Below are 26,452 nucleotides of genomic sequence, written 5' to 3' on the forward strand. Positions count from 1 at the left end.
GGTGTGCGAGGTCGGCACGGATACTAGGAGGCGCCCGGCGCGCGTCAATCCCCCTCGCATCATTCGCATTTCACTTCGAAATGTTTCGACACTTCTGTGCTTCCGCGGTCAGCCCTTTCCGGTGAGCAGCCGCTGCGGATTGGAGATCCGGAAGGCGTACGCCGCCGCTCCGCCGAGCCCGAACCCGGGATGCAGCGGCGGCTCCGCGTAGGGCCGGTCCGAGCCCTGGACGACGGCGCCGGTGCCGAGGGCGCGCACGACCGCGTCGACGGCACGGGGGCCGTAGGACGACGTGTCGACGAAGACACCCGGGTCCACGTCCCCGTCCTCCGGACCACCACCCCGGGCGGCGAAGCGCTCCCCGTGCAGCGGGGCCAGCCCGGCCAGCAGCGCGAAGCACACGCGCAGACGCGGATGGCGCGGCCGGCCGAAGGCGCGGAACGCGAACCAGGCGGCGTGCATCTGCTGGACGTACGGCACCATCGCGGGCCACCACCCGGGGCCCTCGGGCTCGCCGGCCGCCGGTCCCGGGTGGACGAACAGCGGCAGGTCGCGCTCTTCGAGCAGGTCGAGCAGTGGTGCGCAGCGCGCGTAACCCGCCGCGTCGGCAAGGGCGTTCGCCGGGAGCTGGAGGCCGGCGAACCCCCGGTCGAGGTCCTTGGCCGTCGCGTCGGCATCGATGTCGCGTACGCAGGCTGCGGCCCAGGCGTCGAATGGTTTCGGAAGAGCGGCCGATCCTTCGTGGTACGCGTCCAGCAGGGGCCGGGCCTCGGCGGCGGGCAGCCACTCCACTCCGATCGGGGCGGACAGCGAGACGAGCACCCGGCCGAGCCCGTCGGCGGCGGCGAGTTCCGCGCGGCGGGCGATGTCGTGGTCGGCGGGCGGGATCGCGAAGGGCGGCTCACCGCGCAGGTACAGGGTCCAGCCGTCCAGGAACGGTGGTTCGCGGCGGGCGCGCAGGGCCGCCACCAGCGACGGGGTCCACAGATGCTGGTGTACGTCGACGCTGGTCATGACGTTCCTCCCGCCGGTGCCGACGATTCTTCCAGCAATGCGCGCAGCGCGCCCCGGATGTCGTCGGACCCCAGGATGCCGTCATTCACCGCCGTCACGTCCACCCCGCAGGGCCGGTCGTCGTCGAGGCGGGGCACGGCAGCCCGGATCGCCCGGTGCAGCAGGCGCGATCCCCGGCCCAGCACCGGGGGTGCCGCCAGGTCCACCGCCTGCGCGGCGACCACGGCCTCCACGGCGAGCAGCTGCCGCAGCCGGACCAGGATCGTGGCCAGCCGCCGGGCGCCGAGCGACGCGTTGGTCGAGTCGTCCTCGACGGCGTCCGCGCCATGGCGGGGATCGGTGGACACCGGCGTGGACAGCAGCCGGATCTCGGCGACGAGCGCCTGCGCGGTCTTGGTCAGGGGCGCGAAGCCCGACCGCTCCGGCCCGTACGGCGACAGGTTCGCGGGCAGCCCGCTGACACCGGGATCGAGCAGCCGGCGCATGCGCTCGGCGGAGATCGAGGCCGTCTGGGTCAGGGCCAGCGCGAGGGTGTCGAGGGCGAGGGCGAGCGCCGGGGTGTGGAAGTTGCCGGAGGAGAGGATCTCGCCGGTGTCGGGCAGCACCACCGGGTTGTCGCCGCAGCCGTTCAGCTCCGGATCGAGGGCGGCCCCGGCGAAGTCCAGGGCCGCGTAGGCCGCCCCGTGCACCTGCGCGGCGCAGCGGAGGCTGACGGGGTCCTGGACCCGCCGAGCGTTGCGCGGATCGCCCAGCTCACCCCCGTCCAGCAGGGCGAGCAGCTCGCGCGCGGCGCGGGACTGGCCGGGCGCGGGGCGCAGGCCCAGTACCCGGGCGTCCAGCGGACTCGTGTTCGCCCGGAAACCCTCGTACGTCAGTGCCGTGACCGCCTGCGCCAGGGCGAGGAGTTGAGCGGCCTCGTGCAGGACGAGCGCCCCCTGTCCGGCCGCCAACGGGCTCGCGCTGCACAGCACATGCCCGTCCTTGGGGCCCAGCTCGGCCGGCGTGAGACCGGCCCGCCGCAGCGCCGTCGCGCCGTCGAGCACCTCGCCGTCGAACTCGGCACTGCCCTCGCCGATGACGACCAGGCCGACATGCGCGAGCTGGCACAGGTCGGAGGCGCCGATCGACCCCACCTCGGGGATCACGGGATGCACCCGCGCGTTGAGCATCGCCACGAGCAGCCGCACTATCTCCGGCCGCACCCCGCTGCCGCCGCCCGCGATGCCGTTGACGCGGGCGAGGACGGCGGCGCGTACGACGGCCACCGGCAGCGGATCGCCGACCGCGTTCGCCCGTCCCCGGACCGTACGGACGCTGAACGCCTCCAACTCGGCGCGCGGCAGGGCGTACGACGAGCGGGTGCCCAGGCCCGTCGTCAGGCCGTACGTCGGGACCTGGCGGTCGACGATGTCCTCGACGACGGCCCGCTCACGCACCAGCCGCGGCAACACCTCGTCGGCCAGGGCGACTTGGGCGCCGTGATGGGAGACGGCGACGACATCCTCGTACGACAGGGTCCGCCCGTCGACGACGACCGTGCTGCTGCCGATGCTCGTCATGAGAAGCGGAGCTTCTGGCCGAGGCCGCGCTCTTCGGCCTTCTTGAGCATGGCGGCGCCGAGTGCGATGTCGGAGAGGGAGAGGCCGCGGTGCCAGAACAGGTTCGTCTCGTCGGGGCTCTCGCGGCCGGGCTTGTGGCCCGCGACGATCTCGCCCAGTTCGCCGTGCAGGTTGTCCTTGTTGAGCCTGCCCGAGTCGACGTGGGTGCGCAGAGCGCCGAAGGGTCCGGCGTGGGCCTGGCCCCAGTCGTCGACGACGATCTTGTCCATGATGTCCGTGAGGCTGAGTTCCACCGCGCTGTTCGTGCCGTAGGGCACGACCAGGGCGCCGGGCGCGATCCACTCGGTCCTGAGGAGCGGCTCCGGGCGTTCGAGGCGGGACGCCTCCACCACGATGTCCGCGCCCTCCACACAGGTCTGCCAGTCCTCCGTGACGACGACCGGCTTGCCCAGGTCCCGTTCCAGCCGCTCGGCGAAGGCCTCACGGCTCTCGGGGCGGCGCGAGTGGACGCGGATCTCGGTGAGGTCGAAGATCCGGTCGAGCAGCCGGACGTTCCAGTACGAGGTGGCGCGGGCGCCGATGTGTCCGAGGACCCGGGAGTCCGCGCGGGCCAGATGGCGCGCCCCCAGCGCGGTGAGGGCGCCGGTGCGCATCTCGGTGAGGGCGGTCGCGTCGACCACGGCCACCGGCATACCGGTGCGCGGGTCGAAGAGGTTCAGCAGAGCCATCTCGGACGGCAGACCGGCCTTGTAGTTGCCGACGTAGTCGCCCACGATCTTGACGCCGGCCAGCGCGAGCGGGGCGACATAGCCGCGCAGCACGTTGAAGTGGCCGTCGAACGCGGGGTCGGGGACGAGATGGACGCGCGGTTCGATCACCGTCTCGCCCTGGCCCTGGGCGCGCAGACCCTGCTCGACGGCGTCCAGGATCTCTCCGTCGGTGAGTTCCAGCTGTTCGATGTCCGAGCCGTTCAGAAAGGTGAACCAGACCGGTTTCATGCGCTGTCTCCATACATTTCGGACGTCCCTGGCCTGATTTCGTGTGACTGTAACGTGCCGTTTACAGATGGGCATTGACTGTCATTCAGTCACGGATAACTCTGCATGACCATATGCAGTCGGGTAAGGGGCAGCTTTGATCAGATTCGACGCGGTGAGCAAAAATTATCCAAACGGCACCACTGCGGTGGACGATCTGTCGCTGGAGCTGGCCGAGGGCGGCATCACGGTCCTGGTCGGTCCCTCCGGCTGCGGCAAGACCACCACCCTGCGCATGATCAACCGCATGGTGGAGCCGACGGCCGGGACGGTGAGCCTGCGCGGCCAGGACATCCGGGAGGTCCACGCACCCGAGCTGCGGCGCGGCATCGGCTATGTGATCCAGCACGCGGGGCTGTTCCCGCACCGCACCATTCTGGACAACATCGCCACCGTTCCGCTGCTGCTCGGCTGGAGCCGGAAGAAGGCGCGGGCGCGGGCGGCGGAACTGCTGGAACTGGTGGGCCTGCCGAGCGAGATGGCCAAGCGCTATCCGAACCAGCTCTCCGGCGGACAGCAGCAGCGCGTCGGGGTGGCCAGGGCGCTGGGCGCCGACCCGCCGGTACTGCTGATGGACGAGCCCTTCAGCGCGGTCGACCCGATCGTCCGGGCGGAGTTGCAGGCCGAGTTCATCCGGCTACAGAAGGAACTCCACAAGACGATCGTGTTCGTCACCCATGACATCGACGAGGCGATCAAGCTCGGCGACAACATCGCGGTGTTCCGGACCGGCGGCAGGCTGGCCCAGTTCGACACCCCCGAGCGGCTGCTCGCCGAGCCCGCCGACGACTTCGTGGCCGACTTCGTGGGGCACGACCGGGGCATCCGCCGGCTGTCCTTCGTCGACGGGGCCAATGTGCCGCTGCGCGACGGCCCGGTGCTGCCCGCGACCTCGTCCGTGGCATCGGCCCGGACGGGCGACGAGCCCTGGGTACTGGTCGTCGACGACGCCCGACGGCCGCTCGGCTGGGCGGCGGTCGCCGACCTGCCGGAGAGCGGCACGCTCGCCGATGCGACCCTGGCGCCGCTCGGTCACACCTTCAGCCTCGTCGGCGACTCGGCACGCGCAGCTCTCGACTCGGCACTCCTGTCGCCCGCCCGGCTCGCGGTGGGCGTGGACGCGGACGGCGCGGTCGTGGGGGTCGCGGACGCCCACGAGCTGTCCGCCGGGACGCCGGACGTTGCCGACCCCGCCGGGGCAGCCGACATAGACGCCGATCCCGCTGGGACGGACTCGGGCGCCGACGGGACGGGCGGTGCGAAACGATGAGTGACGACGAACCGTTGATCCGGTGGCAGTGGATCGGCGACCACGCCGCCGAACTTGCCGACTACACCGGAATCCATCTGAGACTCGGTCTGCTGCCGGTGCTGTTCGGGCTGATCATCTCGGTGCCGCTCGGCATCCTCTGCCACCGCTGGCGCTGGCTGTACCCACCGGTGCTGACCGTGGCCAACATCCTGTACTCGATCCCGTCGCTGGCCCTGTTCATGATCTTCGTCCGCTATACGGGGCTCACCGAACGCACAGTGATGATCCCGCTGACGCTCTACACGCTGTCGGTGCTGGTGCCCAACGTCGTGGACGGGCTGGCCTCGGTCCCCGAACCGGTCCGGCTCGCGGCCACCGCGATGGGGTTCGGCGCCATACGGAGTGTCGTCCAGGTCGAACTGCCGATCGCCGTACCCGTCGTGATCGCCGGTGTACGCGTCGCCGCCGTGTCGTCCATCAGCCTGGTCGCGGTCGGACAGCTGATCGGACAGGGCGGACTCGGGTACTACATCACCCGTGGTCTGCAACTCGACTTCCCGACCCCGATCATCACGGCCATCGTGCTGATCATGCTGCTCGCACTCGCCACCGACGCCCTGCTGGTGCTCGCCCAGCGGCTGCTGACGCCGTGGTCCCGGAACAAGGTGACGGCGCCATGAACGACTTCCTGAACCAGGTCGAACTCGTGTGGGACTGGCTGACGTCCTCGCAGCAGTGGCACGGCGACGACGGCATCCCCCATCGGCTCCTCGAACACCTCACCTACAGTGGCATCTCCCTGTTCTTCGCCGCCCTCATCGGGCTGACCTTCGGGCTGCTCGTCGGCCACACCGGCCGGGGGGCGTTCGCCGTGGCGAGCGTGGCGAACCTGGCGCGGGCGATCCCCACCTTCGGTCTGGTGGTCCTCGTCGTCACCCTCGCCGGGCTCAGCGTGACGCCCGTCCTGATCGCCCTGGTCGCGCTCGCGGTCCCGCCGATCCTCATCAACACCTTCGAGGGTGTCCGGGGTGTCGACCCCGACACCAGGGACGCGGCGCGCGGGGTCGGAATGACCGAGTGGGAGGTTCTGGTACGGGTCGAGGTGCCGATAGCGCTGCCCCTGATCCTCCTCGGCCTCCGGGTCGCCGCGATCCAGGTCGTGGCCACCGCGACCGTGGCCGCCTACCCCGGTCTCGGGGGCCTCGGCCGGTTCATCGTCGACGGGCTCTCCCGCAACGACTACGAACTGGTCATCGGCGGCTCGACCGTCGTCGTCGTACTGGCCCTCGTCGTCCAGGTCGCCTTCACCGCGCTGCGGCGCGTCATCGTCTCGCCGGGCCTTCAGGTCTCGGCGTCGAAGTCCTGATTTTCTTCGTCTGAAGAGTTGCCGAGCCTCCGGGCTCCGAGAAAGGAAACACCATGAGCACCAAGCGAGGCATGTACCGTGGCGCCGCCTTCGGTCTGATCGCCGCACTCTCGCTGACCGCCTGCGGAGGCGGTGACAGCGACAGCAGCAACCCGCTGACGGGCGACAGCGCCGACAGCGGTGGCAGCGGGAAATCCATCGTCGTCGGCTCGGCGAACTTCCCCGAGAACCAGCTGCTCGCCGAGATCTACTCCCAGGCACTGGAGGCCAAGGGCCTCAAGGTGACGCGGAAGTTCGACATCGGCGCCCGCGAGGTCTACTACGACCAGGTCGTCAAGGGAGGCATCGGCGTCTTCCCCGAGTACAACGGCGCCCTGCTCTCGGTGGCGGTCGACAAGAACAGCACCGCCACCAGCACGGAGGAGGTCAACGCCGAGCTGAAGGCGAAGCTCCCCTCGTCGGTGGAGATCCTCGACTCGGCCGCCGCCGAGGACAAGGACTCGGTGACCGTCACCGCCGAGACCGCCGCCAAGTACAACCTCAAGACCCTCGCCGACCTCAAGCCGGTCGCCAAGGACATGACGATCGGGGCCGGTTCGGAGTTCAAGACCCGCAAGCAGGGCGGGGAGGGCCTGAAGTCGGTGTACGGCGTCGAGTTCGGCAAGTTCCAGCCGCTGGACGCGGGCGCCCAGACCACCCTGGTGAAGCTCCTCAAGGACGGCGACGTACAGGCCGCGAACCTGTACACCACCGACCCCGCCATCGTCGAGGACAAGCTGGTCGTCCTGGAGGACCCGAAGAACCTCTTCTCCTCGCAGAACGTCACGCCCCTGGTCTACAAGTCGGCGGTCGACGACACGGCGAAGGCGGCGCTCAACGGCGTCTCCGCCAAGCTCACCACCGAGGACCTGCTGGAGATGATGAAGAAGCTCGTCAACGACAAGGAGGACTCCAGCGACGTCGCCAAGGAGTGGCTGACGAGCGCCGGTCTCGTGAGCTGACCCGGTCCGGCTGTGGCAATACCGTCCGCCCTCTCTCCCGCCCGGCCCGTCGGGCGGGAGAGAGGGGACCGAACACGACCGGCTGGGGAGCAGATGAGCGACGGCGTCGGCACCGACACGGCCGAGGCGGCCGGTTCCTCCGTACGGCTGCACCAGCTCTTCGAGGGGCGTCGGCTCACCCCGACACAGCGCCGTATCGCGCACTGTCTGGTCCGGCAGGCGGCGGACGTGCCCTTCCTGTCGAGCGTGGAACTGGCCCAACTGGCAGGCGTGAGCCAGCCGTCGGTGACCCGGTTCGCGGTCGCCCTCGGCTTCGACGGCTATCCGGCGCTGCGCAAGCATCTGCGGGATGTCGCACCCACCGGCGCGGAGCCGGGGGAGCGGTCGGACAACCCGTACCAGCAGGCCGTACAGGCCGAGATTGACAACCTGCGGCAGCTGGCGTCCCTGCTCGCGGACCCCGGGCCCGTGGAACGGGCGGGACGGCTGCTCGCCGCCTCCCGGCCGCTGCCGGTGCTCGGGCTGCGCGCGTCCGCCGCCCAGGCACGGGGGTTCGCCTACTTCACGGCCAAGGTCCACCCCGACGTACGACTGCTCGACGAGGGCGGCTCGCTGCTCGCCGACCGGATCGACGCGGCCCGGCAGGCCGGTGCGAGCGCCCTCCTGTGCTTCGCGCTGCCGCGCCATCCCCGCGAGCTGCTCGACGCCCTCGACCATGCCCGGGACGCGGGGCTGACGGTGGTGACGATCGCCGACGGCACCTTCGCCCCGGTGGCCGCCCACAGCGATGTGCTGCTTCCGGCGGCCGTGGGCACCGGCCTGGTCTTCGACACCGTGAGCGCTCCGATGCTGCTGGGGCAGGTGCTCCTTGAGGCCATGTGCGACGCATTGCCCGACGCGCAGGCCCACTTGGAGGAGTTCGACGCGCGGGCCGCAGCGCGCGGACTGTTCGTCGAGTGAGCGCTTCCTGCCCAAGTGCCGCCCACCGAGAGGGAGTTCGCACCCCATGACACCCCACCTCGTCGACTCCTGCCCCCTCGGCGCCGAGACCACCCTCGCCGAACTCGCCGACGACCCGCACGCCCGCCTCGCCCTGCTCCGCGCACACGAACCGGTGTCCTGGCTGCCGGAGTTGGGCGGCTGGCTGGTCACCCGACGTGACCTCGCGCTGACCGTGATGCGGGACTCCGGGACGTTCACCGTCGACGACCCGCGCTTCTCCACCGCGCAGGTCGTCGGCCCCAGCATGCTGTCCCTCGACGGCGACGAACACACCCGTCACCGCGAGCCCTTCAACGCCCCCTTCCGGCCCCGGGATGTGCGCGACGGCTTCACCGCGTGCATCGAACGCGAGACCGACCGGCTCATCACCGCCCTCCCGCCGACCGGCGCCGCCGAACTCCGGCGCGCCTTCGCCGGACCGCTCGCGGTCGCCGTCGTGACCGAGGCGCTCGGCCTCACCGGCACCACCGCCGACACCGTCCTCTCCTGGTACGACGCCATCGTGCGGTCGGTCTCCGACATCACCGCCGGACACACGGCGAGTTCCGCCGGCACCGCGGCCTACGCCCAACTGCGGGCCGCCGTGGAAGCCACCGTCGCCGACCGGGACACCGCCTCCCTCCTCGGCTCCGCCGCCGGACGGCTGACCGTGCCCGAGGTGGCGTCCAACGCGGCCGTGCTGATGTTCGGCGGCATAGAGACCACCGAGGCGATGATCACCAACGCGCTGCTCCACCTGCTGGGGCATCCCGACCAACTCGCCGACGTCCGGGCCGACTTCGACCTTCTGGACGGTGCGATCGAGGAGTCGCTGCGCCTCGAACCCGGCGCGGCCATCGTGGACCGCTACGCCACCCGCGACACCGTCCTCGGCCCGGCCACGATCCGCCGCGGCGACCTGGTCACCGTCTCCCTCACCGGCGCCAACCGCGACCCGGACGTCTTCCCCGACCCCGACCGCTTCGACGTCCGCCGCGACAACGCCCGCCTCCAACTGGCCTTCGCCCACGGCCCGCACTACTGCATCGCCGCACACCTGGCCCGCCTGGAGACCCGTATCGCCCTCCACCGCCTCCTCGAACGCCTGTCCGGCCTGCGCCTCGACCCGGACCACCCCGTCACCCCGCAGGGCCTGGTCTTCCGCAAGCCGGCCACCCTGCATGTGCTCTGGGACGCTCCCGCCTGACACCACGTCGGACTGGGATGCTGGAGGCTCCAGCAGCGTCCCAGGAGGCATCCATGTCCCAGCCGTCCGTCCTCGCTTCGTTGGTGTCGGGCCTGCGCGGCGGGTCGATCGAAGTCGTCGACCTCACCGCGCCGTTGTCGTCGTCCACACCGGTGCTCCAGCTGCCTCCGCCCTTCGGCCAGACCGCCGTGTTCGAACTGGAGGAGATCAGCAGGTACGACGACCGGGGGCCGGCCTGGTACTGGAACAACTTCCGCAGCGGTGAGCACACCGGCACCCACTTCGACGCACCCAACCACTGGGTCACCGGCAAGGACCTCGCCGACGTGGCCTCCGTTCCGGCGGGCCGGCTCATCGCCCCGGCGGCGGTGCTGGACTTCACCGCCGAGGCGGCACAGGACCCGGACTTCCTGGTCGAGGTCGACCACGTGAAGGCCTGGGAGGCCGAGCACGGCCAACTCCCCGATGGGGGCTGGCTGTTGCTCCGTACGGGCTGGGACGCCCGCTCGCACGCCCAGGAGCCGTTCCTCAACGCGGACGAGAACGGCCCGCACACCCCCGGCCTGTCCCCGGAGTGCGCCCGTTGGGTGGCCGAGGAGTCGCCGGTGATCGGTCTCGGCGTCGAGACGGTGGGCACGGACGCCGGAGGCGCGCACTCCTTCGACCCGGCGTTCCCCTGCCACACGTATCTGATGGGCAGCGACAAGTACGGCCTGACCCAGCTCCAGAACCTCGCCGCGCTGCCGCCGACCGGTGCCGTCGTCGTCGCGGGCCCGCTGCCCATCGTCAGCGGGTCCGGGTCCCCGGCGCGTGTGCTCGCCCTGGTGGAGCGGTCATGAAGGTCGCGGAAGTCGTCGGACGGGCGCTGGCCGCCTCCGGCATCGACCATGTGTTCGGCGTCGTCGGCTCGGGCAACTTCCACGTCACCAACGCCCTGGTGGCGGCGGGTGCGCGGTTCGTCGCCGCACGGCACGAGGGCGGCGCGGCGACGATGGCCGACGCGTACGCGCGGACGAGCGGCGCGGTGGCCGTGCTGAGCGTGCACCAGGGGCCGGGCCTGACGAACGCCGTCACCGGGATCGCCGAGGCCGCCAAGAGCCGCACCCCGCTCCTCGTACTGGCGGCCGAGGTCACCGAGCCGAAGTCCAACTTCTACGTCGACCAGGAGGCCCTGGCCGAGGCGGTCGGCGCGGTCACCGCGCGGATCACCTCGGCCGAGGACGCCGTGGACGTGACCTGCGACGCTGTCCGACGCGCCCTGCACGAACGGCGCACGGTCCTGCTCAACCTGCCGCTCCAGGTACAGAGCCTGGACGTCCCCGACGGAGCCCTGGCACAGGTCGCGCCACCGCCCGAACGGCAGCCGGTCGTACCGTCGGCGGCCGACGTGACGGCGTTCGCGGACCTGCTCGGGCGCGCGCGACGCCCGGTCTTCGTCGCCGGCCGGGGAGCACTTGGGACCGGCGCCCGGGATGCCCTCATGGACCTCGCCGAGCGCCACGGCGCACTGCTCGCGACCTCGGCCGTCGCCCGTGGCCTCTTCCATAGCAGCCCCTGGTCGCTCGACGTCTCCGGCGGCTTCGCGTCACCCCTGGCCGTCGAACTGATCCAGGGCGCCGACCTGATCGTGGGCTGGGGCTGCGCCCTCAACATGTGGACCATGCGGCACGGCGCCCTGATCGGCCCCGAGGCGACGGTCGTCCAGGTCGACGACCAGGCATCGGCGCTCGGCGCCCACCGGGAGGTCCGGCTCGGCGTCACCGGCGACGTGGCACTCACGGCGCGGCACGTGCTCGACGCGGGCGGCGACCAACGGCAGGGCTACCGCACGGTCGAGGTCGGCGAGGCGATCGCCGCCCGGGTACGGATGCGGGACGTGCCGTACGAGGACGAGGGCGGCCGGGAGCGGATCGACCCGCGCACGCTCAGCATCGCGCTCGACGACATCCTCCCCGCCGAACGGGTGATCGGCGTCGACTCGGGCAACTTCATGGGGTATCCGAGCGCGTATCTGTCGGTACCGGACCAGCACGGCTTCTGCTTCACGCAGGCCTTCCAGGCGATCGGCCTGGGCCTGGCGACCACGATCGGCGCGGCGCTCGCCCGGCCGGACCGGCTTCCGGTGGCCGCGCTCGGGGACGGGGGCGCGCTGATGGGTGCCGCCGACCTCGACACGGTCCGGCGGCTCGGGCTGCCGATGGTGGTCGTCGTCTACAACGACGACGCGTACGGCGCGGAGGTCCACCACTTCGGGCCCGACGGGCATCCGCTCGACACGGTTGTGTTCCCGCCGACGGACATCGCCGCCGTGGCCCGGGGCTACGGCTTCGAGGCGGTCACCGTGCGCGCGCCGGCCGACCTGAAGGCCGTACAGGACTGGGTGGCGGGACCGCGCTCCGCGCCGCTGCTCATCGACGCCAAGGTGACGCGCGAGCACGGGTCCTGGTGGCTGGAGGAGGCGTTCAGGGGGCACTGAGCCCCGCCGACCGAGACGGAGTCCTGCCGAGCCATCAGAACCCGACCATCAGAACCGACCATCAGGATCGAACAGAGTCCGACAAGATTATTGCTTCGGCTGTGTTCGAAGTCCTAGGGTGAGGCTGGCTCGGCAGCTCCCACTGTCACCAGCAGTTGTGTGCTGACCCCATGTCAACTCCCGCACCGCCCAGGTGGGTTGAGCCGCCACCGATGACCACAGCGCTGCCGGATTCCGGGTCGGATTGTCAACAGGAACGAACAGGATCTGACGCTCTCTCAGTCCGTGCGGCGCACTGTCTGTCGTACCGAGGAAGGTCACGGTCATGCCGCACCCCCACGACTTCGCCGTCAGCCGCCGCCGTCTCCTGGAGGGAGGGGCCGCCGTTCTCGGCGCGCTCGCCCTGTCCGGAGCGACCACCGCCCAACGGGCCGTCGCGGCAGACGCGTTGGACGCCACGCCCGAGTGGAACGGCCACATCGACGTCTTCCGCCTCGGCACCGAGCCTCCGCACACCACGCTGATGCCGTACGCGACCGTCGCCCAGGCCCTCGCCGCCGACCGCACCCGCTCCCCGTACCGGCTGACCCTCGACGGCACCTGGAAGTTCGCGTACGTCGACCGCCCCGACGACCGGGCCGCCGACTTCTACCGCACCGATGTCGACGACAGCACCTGGGACACCATCCCCGTCCCCTCCGCCTGGCAGCTGCACGGCTACGACAGCCCGATCTACATCAACAGCGACTACCCGTGGTGGGGCGCCAACGGCCGGGGTGAGGACGCGCAGCCGCCCGCAGCCCCGACCCGCCACAACCCCGTGGGCCAGTACCGGCGCACCTTCACGCTCCCGCGCGACTGGTCGGGACGTCGGACGTTCCTGCACTTCGAGGGCGTCAAGTCCGCCCACTACGTATGGATCAACGGGCAGTTGGTCGGCTACCACGAGGACTCCTACGACCCCTCCGAGTACGACATCACCCCGCACCTGAAGCCCGGCACCAACCAGATAGCCGTCGAGGTCTACCGCTACTCCGACGGCGACTGGCTGGAGGACCAGGACATGATCCGGCTGAGCGGCATCTTCCGCTCGGTCTACCTGTACTCGACGCCCGCCGTGCGGCTGCGCGACTTCCGCCTCGACACCCCGCTGAGCGACGATTACACGGCGGCGGATCTGTCGGTCACCGCGAACGTGCGGGACTACGGCGGCCAGGGCGCCGGCCAGTACTCCGTCGAGACCCAGCTGTACGACGCGGGCGGGCACCCGGTCTGGTCGCGTCCGTTGCAGCAGACCGTCGCGCTCGGCGCAGGCGAGGAGACGTCCGTACAGTCCGCGAAGGCCGTCCCCGCGCCGCGCCTCTGGTCGGCCGAACACCCCAACCTCTACACGGCGGTTCTGCGGTTGCGCGACCCCGCCGGCAAGGTGATCGAGACCCTCTCCCACCGGGTCGGTCTGCGCGAGTTCGCCCTCAAGGACGGGCTGATGCGCATCAACGGTCGGCCGGTCTCCTTCCGGGGCACCAACCGACACGAGATGCACCCGGTCCACGGCTCGGCGCTCACCCGCGCGGACATGGTCGAGGACATCGGCATCATCAAACGGCTGAACATCAACACCGTCCGCACCTCGCACTACCCGAACAACCCGCTGTGGCTGGAACTCGCCGACGAGTACGGCCTGTACCTCGTCGACGAGACCAACCTCGAGACCCACGGCATCCGGGGCGAGTACCCCGGCAACCACGCCGAGTGGACCACCGCGTGCGTGGCCCGCGCCCAGAACATGGTCCACCGAGACAAGAACCACGCCTCGGTCGTCATCTGGTCGCTCGGCAACGAGGCGGGCGGCGGCACGACGTTCAACGCCATGTACGACTGGATCCGCTCCTACGACACCACCCGCGTCATCCAGTACGAGGGCGACGACCGCCCCGGGATCAGCGACATCCGCTCCGAGATGTACGACAGTCCCGCGCGCGTCGAGCAGCGGGCGAAGGACACCGCCGACACCCGGCCGTACGTGATGATCGAGTACTCCCACGGCATGGGGAACTCCAACGGCAACTTCAAGAAGTACTGGGATCTCGTCCGCCGCTACCCCGTCCTCCAAGGCGGCTGGATCTGGGACTTCGTCGACCAGGCCCTCGCCTGGCCCACCCCGACGCGCAAGCTGTTCACCGAGTCCGGGCCTGCCGCACTCCAGGGCGAGACCGTCGCCGGTGGCGCCACCTTCAGCCGCGACAAGGGCGTCTCCGGCGGGACCGTCTTCGCCCGCGACGCGGGCCTCGACCTCACCGGCTCCCTGACGCTGGAGGCGTGGATCACCCCGCACGTCCTCGGCTACCACCAGCCCGTCATCGCCAAGGGCGACACCCAGTACGCCCTCAAGCAGTCGGACAGAGGCCTGGAGTTCTTCATCTACGGCGGCGGCCAGTGGATCAGCGCCTACTGGGCCCTGCCCGACGACTGGACCGGTACGGAACACCACATCGCCGGTGTCTTCGACGCCACGACGGGCACCCTGACCCTCTACGCCGACGGCGTGGCCCGGGCCACCCGCACCACCACCCGGCGCCCCGACAACAACACCGCGTCCCTCGCCCTGGCCACCGACGTCGACAACCCCACCCGCGAGTTCAGCGGCACCATCCGACGGGCCCGCGTGTACGCCCGTGCCCTGAGCGCCGCCGAGTTGGCCTCCGACAGCCGGGGCCCCGGCGACGACGGCGTACGGTTCTGGTTCGACGCGGCCACCGTCGGCCTCACCGAGAAGCGGCCCCGCGACAAGACGTTCTACGCGTACGGCGGCGACTGGGGCGACAACCCCAACGACGGGGCCTTCTCCGGCGACGGCATCGTCACCGCCGACCGTGGCCTCACCGGCAAGTCCGCCGAGGTCAAGCGGATCTACCAGGCCGTGCAGATCAGTTCGGGGTCGGTGCCGGGTGCCGTCACCCTCACCAACGAGTACCTGTTCACCAACCTGCGGGAATTCGACGGGCGTTGGGAGCTGGTGAGAGACGGAAGGGTTGTGCAGCGCGGCAAGTTGAGCCGCAGTCAGTTGGATGTGCCGCCGCTGTCCGCGAAGGACATCACCGTGCCGTTGACGCTGCCCGGCGACCCGGCGCCGGGTGCCGAGTACTTCCTCCAACTGTCGTTCCACACCAGGGAGTCCACGGAGTGGGCCAAGGCCGGCTTCGAGGTGGCCCGGCAGCAACTCCCCGTCGACGCGGGCAGTCCCGCCGTCACGCCCGTACCGCTGGACAGCGTCCCGGCGCTGAGCCACGAGGACGGCGACGCGTCGGTCACCGTCAAGGGCAAGGGTTTCTCCGTCACCGTCGACAAGAAGACCGGCGCCATCACCTCGTACAAGGCGGGCGGCGCGCAGCTGATCTCCTCCGGGCCCGTCCCGAACTTCTGGCGGGCGCCCACCGACAACGACCGGGGCAACGGGCAGCACACCCGCAACCAGACCTGGCGCGACGCGGGTTCGCTGCGCACGGTCACCGGCGTCACCGTCCGGGCCCTGCGCGACCTGGCCGTCGAGATCAAGGTCGCCGGCACGCTGCCCACGACGACGGCATCGACGTACACCACCACCTACACGGTCTTCGGCAACGGCGAGATCAAGGTCGACAACACCCTTCACCCGGGGGCGAGTTCACTGCCGTACATCCCGGAGGTCGGCACCCTGCTGCTCCTGCCGGGCAGGCTGGACCGGCTGCACTACTACGGGCGAGGCCCCGAGGAGAACCACTGGGACCGCAACAACGCCACCGACGTGGGCCTGTACTCCGGCACCGTCGACGGGCAGTGGAGCGGATATCTGCGCCCGCAGGAGAACGGCAACAAGACCGACGTCCGCTGGATCGCTCTCACGGACCGCCGAGGCGCCGGTCTGCTGGTCTCCGCCGAACCGCTCCTTGAGGTCAACGCCTCGCACTTCACCCCGGAGGACCTGTCCGTCGGGATCCGTCACGACTACCAGCTCACCCCGCGCGACGAGGTCGTCCTGCGGCTGAACCACCGGCAGATGGGCGTCGGCGGTGACAACAGCTGGGGAGCGCACACCCACGACGAGTACAAGCTGTTCGCCAACCGCGACTACTCGTACAGCTACCGGCTGCGCCCGCTGACGGACGTCGACGAGGCGATGGCGGCCTCTCGGCGGCCCACGGCAGGGGAGTAGCCAGGTAACACAGGGGGCGTCATCCTTCGTCGGGGGTGGCGCCTTCGCCCAACTCGTCGGTCAGACAGGCGAGATACAGGGCCATCGTGGTCCGGTGTTCGCGGAGCGGGCGGCCGGTGAGCTGCTCGATCTTGTTCATCCGGTAGACGACGGTGTTGCGGTGGATGTGCAGGGCGGCGGACGTCCGTACGAGGTTGAAGCCGCTCTCGCACCAGGCGGTGATCGTGTCGCGCAGCACCGGCCAGTCCGGCTGGGCCCGCAGATTCGCGGCCGTCAGTTCGACGAGACGCCGCCGGGCAGGCTGGTTCACCGCCGCCAGGACCTGCTGGACGCGCAGTTCGGCGATCAGATGCACCCGGGGGCTACCCGTCACGCGGGCGCCGAGGCGCAGCGCGTCGCGGGCGTCCTGCCAGGAGTCGCGCAGACCGGCGACGGACACGGCCGGTTCGCCGATGCCCACGCGGGCGGTCAGGCCGTCCTGCGCGGCGATGACATCGGTGAGGCGTCGGCAGTCGGCGGCCAGGGAGGCAACTTCGGCCCGGGCCGGGAGGCGGCGCAGTACGCCGATCCAGCCGGGGGCGGTGGAGGCGACGATGTCCTGGGGGTCGGCGAAGACCTCACGGACCGTACGGAGCAACTCCGAGCGGATCAGCGCCATGTCCCGGGTGGGCGTGCTGCCCTGGCGTCGGGTGCCCGCGTCGGGCACGCTCACCTCGATCGCCACCGCGACCCGCTGAAGCCGCAGGTCGAAGCCCAGTTCGGCGGCCCGGAAGACGAGGAAGTCGCCCTCCACGACCTGCGGGTCGTACGAGGCGATGTCGGCGAGCAGGGTCTCCGCCGCCCGCTCGGCGAGCAGCCGGGAGCGCAGCATCACGGACTCCCTGAGCAGGATCTCCGTCTGGCGCTTCACCAGCAGGCCGAACCGGCGCACCTGGGCGGGCGTTCCGGTGATGCCGACCGTGCCCACCGCCTGTCCGCCCGTGACCAGCGGCAACGTCATGCCGGGGCGTACTCCGCGGAGCTGGTGGGCCTGTGAGGCGTTGTGCGTGGTGGGCTCCTGGGTGCGGATCACCTCGACCGATGCCTCGTGGAAGGTGCCGACGCGGCTGCTGTCGCCGCTGCCGATGACCATGCCGGCCGCGTCGGTGATCAGCACGTTGAAGCCGATGACGGCGGAGGTGTCCCCGGCGATCTCCTGCGCGAGTGACGGGCTCAGCACGCTCGTTCCTCCCGTCGTCGTCCTCTCGGCCGTCTTCGTGCCCCCGACGACTGGACGCAACGTACAGGAGAACGATCGAATTCAGCCACAACCTCGTACGGAGTGACCGGTGACGCAGCGTGCCCGGGTCCTTAGCGTTTGGGCCTCACCAGTACGGAAGGCCGACGCCCATGACCCGTATACGCTCCCTCGCCGCCGCACTCTCCGCCGCCCTCCTGACGCTGACGGCCGCCGCCTGCGGTTCCGGCGACGACGACGCCCCGACCAACGTGTCCGCGAAGACCGCCGCGCTGGGCACGCTCACGCCCGGTGTCATCAAGGTGGCCGTCCAGCCGTACGCCCCCTACACCACCGTCCAGGGCGACAAGATCGTCGGCCTGGACGGCGACATCCTCACCTACGTGGCCGAAAAGCTCGGTCTGGAGATCAAGCCCCAGGTGACCGACTTCGCCGGCATGCTCGCCGGAGTGCAGTCCCGTCGCGTCGACATCACCATCGGCGGCGTCGCCTGGTCCGCCGAACGGCAGAAACAGGGCCTGTTCACCGACCCGCCGTACTACTCGCCCCCGGCGATGGCCGTCCGCAACGGCAAGACGTACAAGACGGTCGACGACCTCAAGGGCCTCCAGCTCGGCACAGTCGAGGGCTATGTATGGGTCAAGTCGATCCAGTCCGTCCCGGACGCCAAGCTGCATGCCTACCCCGACGCCAACGGGGTCTTCGACGACCTCGGCGCGGGCCGCGTCGACGTCGGCTTCCTCGACCCGCTGATCATCATCGCGGCGCAGAAGGAACGTCCCGAGCTGAAGATCAGCACGCAGTACCTGACCCCGCCGACCGCAGCCGAGGTCAAGGCCAAGCCCGACTACCAGTACTTCCAGCCCTACCAGACCGGCTTCTACCTCCCCAAGAAGGCCACCAAGCTGGAGCAGGCGATCTCCGCGCAGATCGACGCCATGTACACCAACGGCGAGATGGCGAAACTCGTCAAGAAGTACGGCGGTGACCCCGAGCAGTTCCTCGAGCCCGCCGCCGATGTCGCCACCGCCCGCCGGGGCGTCGACCGGCCCCAGGACTGGACCCCGCCGTCCGTCGCACAGTGAGGGGATGCTGACATGTCCGACCTCGCCGGCGCTTTCGAAGTCCCCTGGTCCGACTACCGGTCCGACCTCCTCGACGCCCTCTGGCGCACCCTCTCCTACACGGCCGTGAGCTTCCTCGGCGCGGTGCTGCTCGGCCTGGCCGTGGCGCTGCTGCGGCTGAGCAGGGCATGGCCCGCGCGTGCCGTCGCCGCCGTCTACACCGAGCTGTTCAAGAACATCCCGCTCCTGGCCATCATCTTCCTCAGCTACTTCGGACTCGCCTCGGCGGGCATCCGGCTGGACGTCTTCACCGCCGGCTGTCTGAGCCTCGTGGTCTTCTACGCCGCCTACCTCTCGGAGATCTTCCGCTCGGCGATCAGCGGCGTGCACGCCGGACAGACCGAGGCGGGCCAGGCCCTTGGCCTCGGCAGGGCGGGCATCTTCGGCCAGATCGTCTTGCCGCAGGCTGTACGACAGGCGCTGCCCGGCACCAACACCATGCTCGTAGACCTGCTGAAGTCCACTTCCCTGCTCGTCACCGTCTCCGCCGCCGAGCTGATGTCCGAAGGGCGGCTCATCACGTCGTCGACCTTCCGTGCGCTGGAGGTGTACCTGGTCATCTCCGCCATCTACTTCGCCCTCTGCTACCCCCTCTCCCAACTGCTCCTCCTCCTGGAACGCAAGGTCCGGGCGGGCGTCCCCCTCTCCCCGTGGCGCCGCCGACGCCTGCGGGCGGCGCGTGCGCTGCTCGCCCAGGACGCCGCTCCGGACCAGGCCTCGGCCGCCGACATGAAGGCAGGTGCCGTATGACCGAGTCGCTCGCGGCGGAGCGCGACATGCCGTCGGCGCTCCCGGAAGCAGTCGTACGGATCGAAGGGCTGCGCAAGTCCTTCGACGGGCGGCTCGTCCTCGACGACGTCCACCTCACCATCGGCCGGGGACGCATCGTCAGCGTCATCGGCCAGAGCGGCGGCGGGAAGACCACCCTGATGCGCTGCGTCAACCTGCTCGAACAGCCCGAGCACGGCACGATCGAGGTCGCGGGCGAGGTCGTGCACCAGGACGGCCGTACGGTCTGCCGCGATCTGCCGCGCCTTCGCCGTACCGTCGGCATGGTCTTCCAGCGCTTCAACCTGTTCCCGCACCTCACCGCGGTGGAGAACGTGGTCCTGGCCCAACGCAGGGCGGGGGTGGCGGAGTTGGAGGCGCTGGAGCGCTCTGTCGCACTCCTGCGCCGGGTCGGCGTCGCCCACCGAGCGCTCGCCCTGCCCGACCAGCTCTCGGGTGGCGAGCAGCAACGCGTCGCCATCGCACGGGCGTTGGCCCTCAAACCCGAGCTGCTGCTCTTCGACGAGCCGACGTCCTCCCTGGACCCCGAGGCGACCCGGGAGGTACTGAGCGTGATGCGGGAACTGGCCGCCGACGGAATGACGATGATGCTGGTCACCCATGAACTTCCCTTCGCCCGCGAGGTGTCCGACCATGTCGTCTTCGTGGACGGCGGCCGGATAGTGGAGGAGGGCACGCCTGAGGACGTCCTCGGCGCCCCTGCCCAGCCCCGCACCCGGGAGTTCCTCGCGTCGTACGGCTCGACCTCATGACCGGCGGTGTGCCGGACAGCAGCCCTGTGGCCGTCGTGGGAGGCGGTGTCGTCGGCCTGTGCACGGCGTACTACCTGGCCGCGGCGGGCCTGCCGGTGGTCGTGATCGAGCGGCGCGGACTCGGGTCGGGCGTCTCCCGCGGCAACGCGGGCTGGGTCTGCCTCAGCCATTCGACGCCCGTCCCGGCCCCCGGCGTACTGCGCTACGCCCTGCGCTCGCTCGGCCGCCCCGACTCGCCGCTCTACCTCCGCCCGCTGCCCGACCCCGCGTTCGCCCGCTGGCTGTGGCGGTTCTGGCGCAGCAGCACACCGGCCGTGTTCCGGCGCGGCTACGCGGCGATCGCCGAGCTGAACCGGCCCACCTTCGACCTCTTCGACGGTCTGCGCGAGGCCGGGGTGGCCACGACCCTCACCCGGCCCGGCATGGTGCACGCGTTCCTGTCCGAGGCCGAGGCCCGCCATCACCTCGCGGTCCAGCGGGAGATGGCGGACGGCCACTATCCGATGCCGTCCGATGTCACCACGGGCACGGAGGCACATCTACTGGACGCCGCGTTGTCACCGCGGGTGCGCGCGGCCTACCTGGTGGAGGGGGAGGGGGTGGTGGACCCGGAGGCGTTCGCCCGCGCCCTCGGCGAGGCGCTCGGCGCGGCCGGGGTGAAGGTCCACGAGAACGCGGAGGTGACGGGGTTCAGGACCGAGGGAGGGAAGATCACCGCGCTGAGCACGAACCAGGGCGACATCCCCTGCTCGACGGTCGTCGTCGCGGCCGGCATGCGCTCACCCGACCTGCTGCGCACCCTCGGACACCGGCTGCCGCTCCAGGCGGGCAAGGGCTACAGCTTCTCCGTCGACCTGGACCCGGCACCCCGGCACACCCTCTACTTCGGCGAACGCAGGGCCGTCGCCTCACCGATCGGCGGCACCACGCGGATCGCCGGCACCATGGAACTGAGCGGCAACAACAACCGGCTCGACTGGCGCAGAATCGTCGCCGTGGCATTGGCGAGCCGCCACTACCTGGGCAACTGGTTCGACGACCCGGACGACCTGGTGAGCCTGATCCGCGAACCCTGGGTCGGCGGACGCCCGTTCCTCCCCGACGGCCTCCCGGTCATCGACCGCCTCCCCGGGTACGACAACGCGTACACGGCCACGGGCCACGGCATGCTCGGCGTCACCCTGGGCCCGGCGACCGGGCACTGGCTCGCGGAGTACATCCGGACGGGGAGCCGGCCTGAGGCGCTTGTGCCGTTCGGGTTCGATCGGCTGGGCCGGCCGCAGTGAACCAAGGCGCTGTGAAGCAGGCGGCGACCTGGTTCGCCCGCCGGTCAGGACCGCCGTGAACGGGCCGCCAGTACAGCGATGTCGTCCTCGGCGGGAGCGTCCGCGAGCTGAGCCAGTACGTCGTCGAGGATGACGTCCAGGGAGGCGCGCGGCGACAGCCGCAGCTGGGTCAGGCGGTGCAGCGAGACGTCGATGTCCTCGCCGCGCCGCTCCACCAGCCCGTCCGTGTAGAGCAGCAGCACGCCGTCCGGGACCGCCGGGCGGGTGAGCGTCGTGTAGCTGCCGAAGCCGGTGCCCAGGGGCGGGCCGGCGGGGACCTCGACGAGGGCGACCCGGCCGTCGGGGGAGAGGAAGGCGGGCGGGAGATGGCCGGCGTTCGCGTACGACACGGTGCGCCGGGCGGGATCCTCCAGGGCCACCAGACAGGTCGCGACCCGGTCGAACCCGGAGTCGGCGACCGTGCGGTCGGCGTGCGCGAGCAGCAGATGCGGGGGGAGGCCCGCCATGGCCAGGGCGCGCAGCGCGGAGCGGTAGTGGCTCATCGCGACGGCGGCCTCGACCCCGTGCCCCATGACGTCCCCGATGACCAGCAGGTTCCGGCCGTCGGGCAGCTGAAGGCGGTCGAACCAGTCGCCTCCGATGAGGGCCACGTCGTCGGCGGGCAGATAGCGGAACGCCGTCCGCGCGTGCGGGTCCGGCGGCGCGGTGGTCTCGGTGAGCAGGGCGTGCTGGAGTTCCAGGGCCATGCTGTGCTCACGGGTGTGCAGGGCGGCGCGCTCCAGGGCGCGGGCCGCCCGGTGCGCCAGTTCCTCGGCCACCGTCACGTCGTCGACCGTGAAGCCCGGGGAGTCGAACGCGCGCACGAGCGACAGGGTGCCCAGGGGGCGCCGGCCCGCGATCAGCGGCAGGACGAGGACCGAGTGGACGCCGAGGTTCCGGTAGGCGGTGGCCCGCCGCGCGTGCACCGCCCCGGACTGCCACTGCTGCTCGGAGATGCCGTTGCTCAGCCAGGGGCGGCCGGCGTCCAGGCATGCGCGGATCTCCGTGCCCGGCGGATAGTCCAGGGTGTCGCCGAGACCGGCCAGGGCCTGCACCGCGTCCTTGACGCCGGGCACCGCCGCGAGGGCAGCCCGGCGCAGCCGCAGCACGCCCGGCGGCGGCCGGTGCGGACCGGCCTTCACGTCGAGGTTCAGCTCGACCCCGGCCGCGTCCGCCAGGTCCGGCACCATGAACTGGGCCAGCTCGACGCAGGTCGTCTTCACGTCGGAGGTCGTGCCGATGAGCGCGGTGGCGGTGTCCAGCAGGGTCATCCGGCGGTGCGCCCGCTCCAGCTCGTCCACGTGCTGCTGCGGGGCGCTGATCTCCAGGAAGATCCCGGCGAGTCCCAGCACCCGGCCCTGCCCGTTCTGGAGCCGGTGGTAGGTGGCGTGCCAGGCGCGACGCGTGAAGGGCTGGTCCGCGCGGGTGTGCCCGGTACCCACCAGCTCACGGGGCTGTCCGTCGTACAGCACCTGCCGCAGCACGCTCTCGGGCCGGTCGACGTCCGGCGATGCCTCGGCCAGGGTCCGCCCCAGGAGTTCCTCCGCCGACAGACCACTGAGCCGGACCATGTGCGGATTGACGTACAGGAAGCGCAGGTCCGGATCGAGGACGACCACACCGGCCTCCGTACCCTCGACGAGCTGGTGCAGCAGCCCGTACTCCTCGACCAGCCGCGGCAGGTCCGCGGCGCTGGGGCCGTCGAGCAGCGCCTCGACGTTCTCGAAGAGCAGCGGCCGGAATGCGTCCATGGCCACCGCACCTCTCGTCGTCGTAACGCTTGCCGCACGGCAGAGACAATGATCGGCCCCCCGGCGGACCAGCGCACGTCGAGACGGGCCGTGAACCGGCCGCACGACACCCGACGCGGATGCGCTGGCCAGGGCCCACACCGTGCGGACCGGGCGGCCCCGCGCGCGGGTCACCGCGTTACGCGGCCCCCAGGGGCGGTCGGGGGATGCGAGGCAGCTGCCGGGCGGGCTCGGCTGCTGGGCGTGCCCAGGGTCCATGCCGTGCGGAACGGGCGCCCCGCGCGCCACCGGGTACGTGGCTTCCCAGGGGCGGTCGGTGGACGCGAAGCGGATGCCGGGCCGGTTGGGTTCGGCTGCTGGGTGTGCGCGGGGTCCATGCCGTGCGGCATCTGCCCCGGGCGCGCGCCACCGGGTTGCGTGGCTTCCCACAGGCGGTCGGCGGACGCGAGGCAGGCGCCGGGCGGGTTGGGTTCGGCTGCTCAGTGTGCCCGGGGTCCATGCCGTGAGGTCTCGGCTGCCCCGCGCGCGGGGCGCCGGGCTACGTGGCCCGCGGCCGGCAGACGCGAGGCAGGTGCCCGACCGGTCGGGCTCGACTGCCTGGCGGGCCGAGGGCCCCACCTCCCACGCCCCCGCCCGGCGTGCCAAGGGCCCCCACGCCCCCGCCCGGTGGGCCCGGGGACCTTGCCTCCCACGGCCCCGCCCGGCGTGGCCAGGGACCGCACCTTCCACGACCCCGCCCGGCGGGCCCAGGGACCCAGCCCCCCATGGCTCCGCCCGGCGGGCGTCACTGCACCAGCCCCCCGTCCACATGCACGCTCTGCCCAGTCAGTGCCGCGTTCTCGATGAGTGCGCCGATGACAGCCACGACCTCCTCCGGGGTGACCATGCGGCCGATGGGCTGGAGGTCGTTCACATGGCGCAGGGCCTCGTCGCGGGTCCAGCCCGCCTGGGTGACGATGGTGTCCACCGTCCGGGCGGTGAGGTCTGTGTCGACGTAGGCGGGGCAGACCGCGTTGACCGTGACGCCGGTGCGGGCCAGTTCCAGGGCCGCCGAGCGGACGAGGCCGATCACGCCGTGCTTGGCGGCGGAGTAGGCGCCGAGGTGCCGGAAACCGCGCTTGCCCGCGATGGACGACACGACGACCGCGCGTCCCCAGCCCGCCGACGCCATCGGGGGCAGCGCGGCGCGCAGCCACTGGAAGACGGAGGTGAGGTTCAGGGCGAGCATCTCCTGCCAGTGCGCGTCCGAGGTCCGCTCCAGTGGCGCGGACCGGTTCCGGCCGGCCGCCACGACCAGGATCTGCGCGGGCCCCCACGTCTCGGCCACCGCGTCCAGGACCTCGCCCGCCGAGTCGGCACCGGTGACGTCCGTGGGCAGCACGAGCGTCTCCCCGGGGCAGGACGCCGCCGTACGCAGCAGCTCGTGCTCGGTCCGCGACACCAGCGCCACACGGTGGCCCTCGGCGGAGAGACGCAGTGCCGCCGCGTGGCCGATTCCCCGGCCCGCCCCGGTGACGACACAGATCCGACCGGTCAATGTCCACCTCCCGCTCCCGTTTCCTGCCCAGGCTTCCCCGGCGGGAGATCACGAACGCGGACGAACGCATGGGACGGAGGCATTGAAACGCTCCGGAACATCATCACACCAATACTTGTGCGCTCCCCGCTCACGGCCCGTGCGCCCTTTCCGCAAGTGCGCCCTTGAAGCATTTCTTCGGATTCCGTGAACATCAGTTGACGCAACCGGCGGCGGCCCCGGAAACGGGCCGACGGAATCGGCGGTGGAATGCCGCGATGGGGTGGTCAGGATGAGTGGTGATGCCACTGCCGAAGACTTCCAGTCCTGTGTGCGAAGGGAATTTCCCGTACTGGCCCGCAAGACCTATCTGGACAGCGCGTGCATCGGAGTGGCGTCCGCGCGTTCCGTTCGCGCGGTCACCGACCTGGTGCAGGGCATGCAGTACTGCAACGCCGAATCCGGGACCGAAATGCACGGCGGTCTCAACGAGATCAGGGCAGCGGCCCGCCCCACGGCCGCACGGCTGATCGGAGCCGAGCCCGCCGACATCGCCCTGGTGGAAAGCACCACCCACGGACTGAAGATCGCCGTGGAGTCCTTACCCCTCGACGCCGGCGACCAAGTCCTCATGCCCGACCTGGAGTTCATCCAGATGGGACTGATGTGGCGCCAGCTCGCGGAGCGCGGCATCACGGTAGGCACCGTGCCGCACGACGAGGCCGGACGCGTCACCGTGGACGCCGTCCGCGCCCTGCTGACCTCCAACGTCCGCGTCCTGGCGCTGAGTTCGGTCCAGTGGACCAACGGCTTCCGCGCCGACCTCGCGGCCCTCTCCGAACTCTGCCGGCAGCACGGCGTGTGGCTCGTCGTGGACGCGGCACAACACCTGGGCGCGCTTCCCCTGAACGTCCGGCGGACGCCCGTCGACATTCTCGTGTGCGGCGGACACAAGTGGCTGTGCTCGCCCTTCGGCGCCGGATTCCTGTATCTCTCCCCGAGGATCCGCCCGCGACTGCGCCGACCCGTCGCCGGATTCTTCGCGGCGAAACCACCGGCCCGCACCTGGGGCGAGGCATTTCTCCGTACGGACATCACCCCGCTCCAGGACTACGAGTTCAGCGACGACGCCCATGCCTGGGAGACCGGCGGAACGGGCAACTACGCCGGGGCCGTGGGACTTTCCGCCGCTCTCTCGCTCATTCTCGAACTCCGGACCGAGCGGATCGAGTCCCACATCGGAATGCTCACCGAAATTCTCGTGGAGGGACTGGACCGGCTGGGCGTCGGAATCGTCAGCCCACGCGATTCCCGGCACCGCTCCGGGATCGTCACCTTCAGCACGGGGCGCGCTACCTCCGACATCGCGCTGATGCGCGCGCTGCTCACGGCGGGAGTCGCCGTCAGCGTGCGCTACACCTCCGGGGTCGGCGGCATCCGCGTCAGCTGCCACCACTACAACACCCTCACGGACCTCGACCTGCTCCTGACGACCGTCCAGGCCTGGCAACGCCGTCCGCGCAACTCCCAACGGCCTGTTTCCCGCGCTGAGTTGACCGGCGCACGCGCCGCCGTCGCCCAGGTTGCCCGCCAACGCGCCCTGATCGACGCCCTCGACGACGACCTGATGGGCCTGATCACGGCCCGTGGCGGAGTCAGCCGGGGCATCCGCGTCTCCCGCCTCGAAGGCGCCATGTCCCGCACCGACCTCGCCCGCGAGCGCGAGATCGTCGAGCGCTTCCACCACCGGCTCGGCCAGGACGGCACCCGACTCGCCCTGGAACTCCTGCGCATGTGCAAGGGCGACACCTGACATGCCCTGACCGGCATGCCTGACATACCGTCATCTCCCTTCCCCTTCCCACCAGTTGTG

20 protein-coding genes are annotated in these 26,452 nt (G+C 70.9%); 14 read left to right on the top strand and 6 right to left on the bottom strand.

The genetic code is table 11. The features are described 5' to 3' along the window. Nucleotides 1–108 precede the first annotated feature (108 nt). From OG787_RS44155 to OG787_RS44165, 3 genes are read right to left on the bottom strand one after another with little or no spacing between them, the layout of a single operon-like run. Nucleotides 109–1,014: an amidohydrolase gene (locus tag OG787_RS44155; RefSeq protein ID WP_405539065.1), complete on the bottom strand. Its 906-nt coding sequence runs from the start codon at nt 1,012–1,014 to the stop codon at nt 109–111. Continuing rightward, a complete protein-coding gene (hutH, locus tag OG787_RS44160) occupies nt 1,011–2,573 on the bottom strand; it encodes a histidine ammonia-lyase (protein ID WP_405539066.1) in 1,563 nt (520 codons plus the stop codon). The genes OG787_RS44155 and hutH overlap by 4 nt, the downstream gene beginning before the upstream one ends. Beyond that, nucleotides 2,570–3,571 carry an ornithine cyclodeaminase family protein gene (locus tag OG787_RS44165; protein WP_405539068.1) on the bottom strand — a complete coding sequence of 334 codons (1,002 nt, stop codon included), beginning with the start codon at nt 3,569–3,571 and terminating at the stop codon, nt 2,570–2,572. The genes hutH and OG787_RS44165 overlap by 4 nt, the downstream gene beginning before the upstream one ends. 136 nt (nt 3,572–3,707) lie before the next feature. On the opposite strand from OG787_RS44165, the gene OG787_RS44170 reads away from it, so the two are divergent. The 9 genes from OG787_RS44170 (at nt 3,708) to OG787_RS44210 (ending at nt 16,085) form a co-directional block, all read left to right on the top strand. Beyond that, nucleotides 3,708–4,880 (top strand): ATP-binding cassette domain-containing protein, encoded by a 1,173-nt coding sequence (locus tag OG787_RS44170; RefSeq protein WP_369029950.1) that lies wholly within the window; start codon nt 3,708–3,710, stop codon nt 4,878–4,880. Further along, nucleotides 4,877–5,542 carry an ABC transporter permease gene (locus OG787_RS44175; protein WP_369029949.1) on the top strand — a complete coding sequence of 222 codons (666 nt, stop codon included), beginning with the start codon at nt 4,877–4,879 and terminating at the stop codon, nt 5,540–5,542. Before OG787_RS44170 ends, OG787_RS44175 begins: the two co-directional genes overlap by 4 nt. Further along, nucleotides 5,539–6,228 carry an ABC transporter permease gene (locus OG787_RS44180; protein WP_369029948.1) on the top strand — a complete coding sequence of 230 codons (690 nt, stop codon included), beginning with the start codon at nt 5,539–5,541 and terminating at the stop codon, nt 6,226–6,228. The genes OG787_RS44175 and OG787_RS44180 overlap by 4 nt, the downstream gene beginning before the upstream one ends. Nucleotides 6,229–6,299: 71 nt before the next feature. Further along, nucleotides 6,300–7,229 carry an ABC transporter substrate-binding protein gene (locus OG787_RS44185; RefSeq protein ID WP_369030113.1) on the top strand — a complete coding sequence of 310 codons (930 nt, stop codon included), beginning with the start codon at nt 6,300–6,302 and terminating at the stop codon, nt 7,227–7,229. 93 nt (nt 7,230–7,322) lie between these two features. Further along, entirely contained in the window at nt 7,323–8,189 is an 867-nt protein-coding gene (locus tag OG787_RS44190) for a MurR/RpiR family transcriptional regulator (RefSeq protein ID WP_369029947.1), read from the top strand. Nucleotides 8,190–8,235: 46 nt separating this feature from the next. After that, nucleotides 8,236–9,417 carry a cytochrome P450 gene (locus OG787_RS44195; RefSeq protein WP_405539070.1) on the top strand — a complete coding sequence of 394 codons (1,182 nt, stop codon included), beginning with the start codon at nt 8,236–8,238 and terminating at the stop codon, nt 9,415–9,417. A gap of 53 nt (nt 9,418–9,470) precedes the next feature. Continuing rightward, on the top strand, nt 9,471–10,256 hold the full coding sequence (locus OG787_RS44200; protein ID WP_369029945.1) for a cyclase family protein: 786 nt from the start codon (nt 9,471–9,473) through the stop codon (nt 10,254–10,256). After that, complete coding sequence (locus OG787_RS44205; RefSeq protein ID WP_405539071.1) at nt 10,253–11,893, top strand: thiamine pyrophosphate-binding protein; 1,641 nt, start codon at nt 10,253–10,255, stop codon at nt 11,891–11,893. Before OG787_RS44200 ends, OG787_RS44205 begins: the two co-directional genes overlap by 4 nt. Before the next feature lie 325 nt (nt 11,894–12,218). Beyond that, the gene (locus tag OG787_RS44210) at nt 12,219–16,085 is read left to right on the top strand and encodes a glycoside hydrolase family 2 TIM barrel-domain containing protein (protein WP_405539072.1); all 3,867 of its coding nucleotides are present in this window, start codon (nt 12,219–12,221) and stop codon (nt 16,083–16,085) included. Nucleotides 16,086–16,104: 19 nt separating this feature from the next. Here OG787_RS44210 and OG787_RS44215 read toward each other — a convergent pair whose 3' ends face one another. Then, on the bottom strand, nt 16,105–17,304 hold the full coding sequence (locus OG787_RS44215; protein ID WP_405539073.1) for a CdaR family transcriptional regulator: 1,200 nt from the start codon (nt 17,302–17,304) through the stop codon (nt 16,105–16,107). A gap of 170 nt (nt 17,305–17,474) precedes the next feature. On the opposite strand from OG787_RS44215, the gene OG787_RS44220 reads away from it, so the two are divergent. Genes OG787_RS44220 through OG787_RS44235 form a run of 4 tightly spaced genes read left to right on the top strand, consistent with a single transcriptional unit; the run spans nt 17,475 to nt 21,273 of the window. After that, the gene (locus tag OG787_RS44220) at nt 17,475–18,407 is read left to right on the top strand and encodes a substrate-binding periplasmic protein (RefSeq protein ID WP_405539074.1); all 933 of its coding nucleotides are present in this window, start codon (nt 17,475–17,477) and stop codon (nt 18,405–18,407) included. 12 nt (nt 18,408–18,419) lie between these two features. After that, on the top strand, nt 18,420–19,196 hold the full coding sequence (locus OG787_RS44225; protein WP_405539075.1) for an amino acid ABC transporter permease: 777 nt from the start codon (nt 18,420–18,422) through the stop codon (nt 19,194–19,196). Next, nucleotides 19,193–19,987, top strand: coding sequence for an amino acid ABC transporter ATP-binding protein (locus tag OG787_RS44230; protein ID WP_405539076.1), 795 nt, complete (start codon nt 19,193–19,195; stop codon nt 19,985–19,987). Before OG787_RS44225 ends, OG787_RS44230 begins: the two co-directional genes overlap by 4 nt. Continuing rightward, on the top strand, nt 19,984–21,273 hold the full coding sequence (locus OG787_RS44235) for an NAD(P)/FAD-dependent oxidoreductase (protein WP_405539077.1): 1,290 nt from the start codon (nt 19,984–19,986) through the stop codon (nt 21,271–21,273). The genes OG787_RS44230 and OG787_RS44235 overlap by 4 nt, the downstream gene beginning before the upstream one ends. Nucleotides 21,274–21,317: 44 nt before the next feature. Here OG787_RS44235 and OG787_RS44240 read toward each other — a convergent pair whose 3' ends face one another. Continuing rightward, complete coding sequence (locus OG787_RS44240) at nt 21,318–23,063, bottom strand: SpoIIE family protein phosphatase (protein WP_405539078.1); 1,746 nt, start codon at nt 23,061–23,063, stop codon at nt 21,318–21,320. A gap of 784 nt (nt 23,064–23,847) precedes the next feature. Then, the gene (locus OG787_RS44245; protein WP_405539079.1) at nt 23,848–24,600 is read right to left on the bottom strand and encodes an SDR family NAD(P)-dependent oxidoreductase; all 753 of its coding nucleotides are present in this window, start codon (nt 24,598–24,600) and stop codon (nt 23,848–23,850) included. A 271-nt stretch (nt 24,601–24,871) separates the two neighbouring features. Here OG787_RS44245 and OG787_RS44250 point away from each other — a divergent pair, with 271 nt between their 5' ends. Then, nucleotides 24,872–26,392, top strand: coding sequence for an aminotransferase class V-fold PLP-dependent enzyme (locus OG787_RS44250; protein ID WP_405539080.1), 1,521 nt, complete (start codon nt 24,872–24,874; stop codon nt 26,390–26,392). Nucleotides 26,393–26,452: the final 60 nt, after the last annotated feature.

Origin of the sequence: Streptomyces sp. NBC_00075 (assembly GCF_045041225.1) — a bacterium.
In the GTDB taxonomy this organism is placed as follows: Bacteria; Actinomycetota; Actinomycetes; order Streptomycetales; family Streptomycetaceae; genus Streptomyces; species Streptomyces adonidis.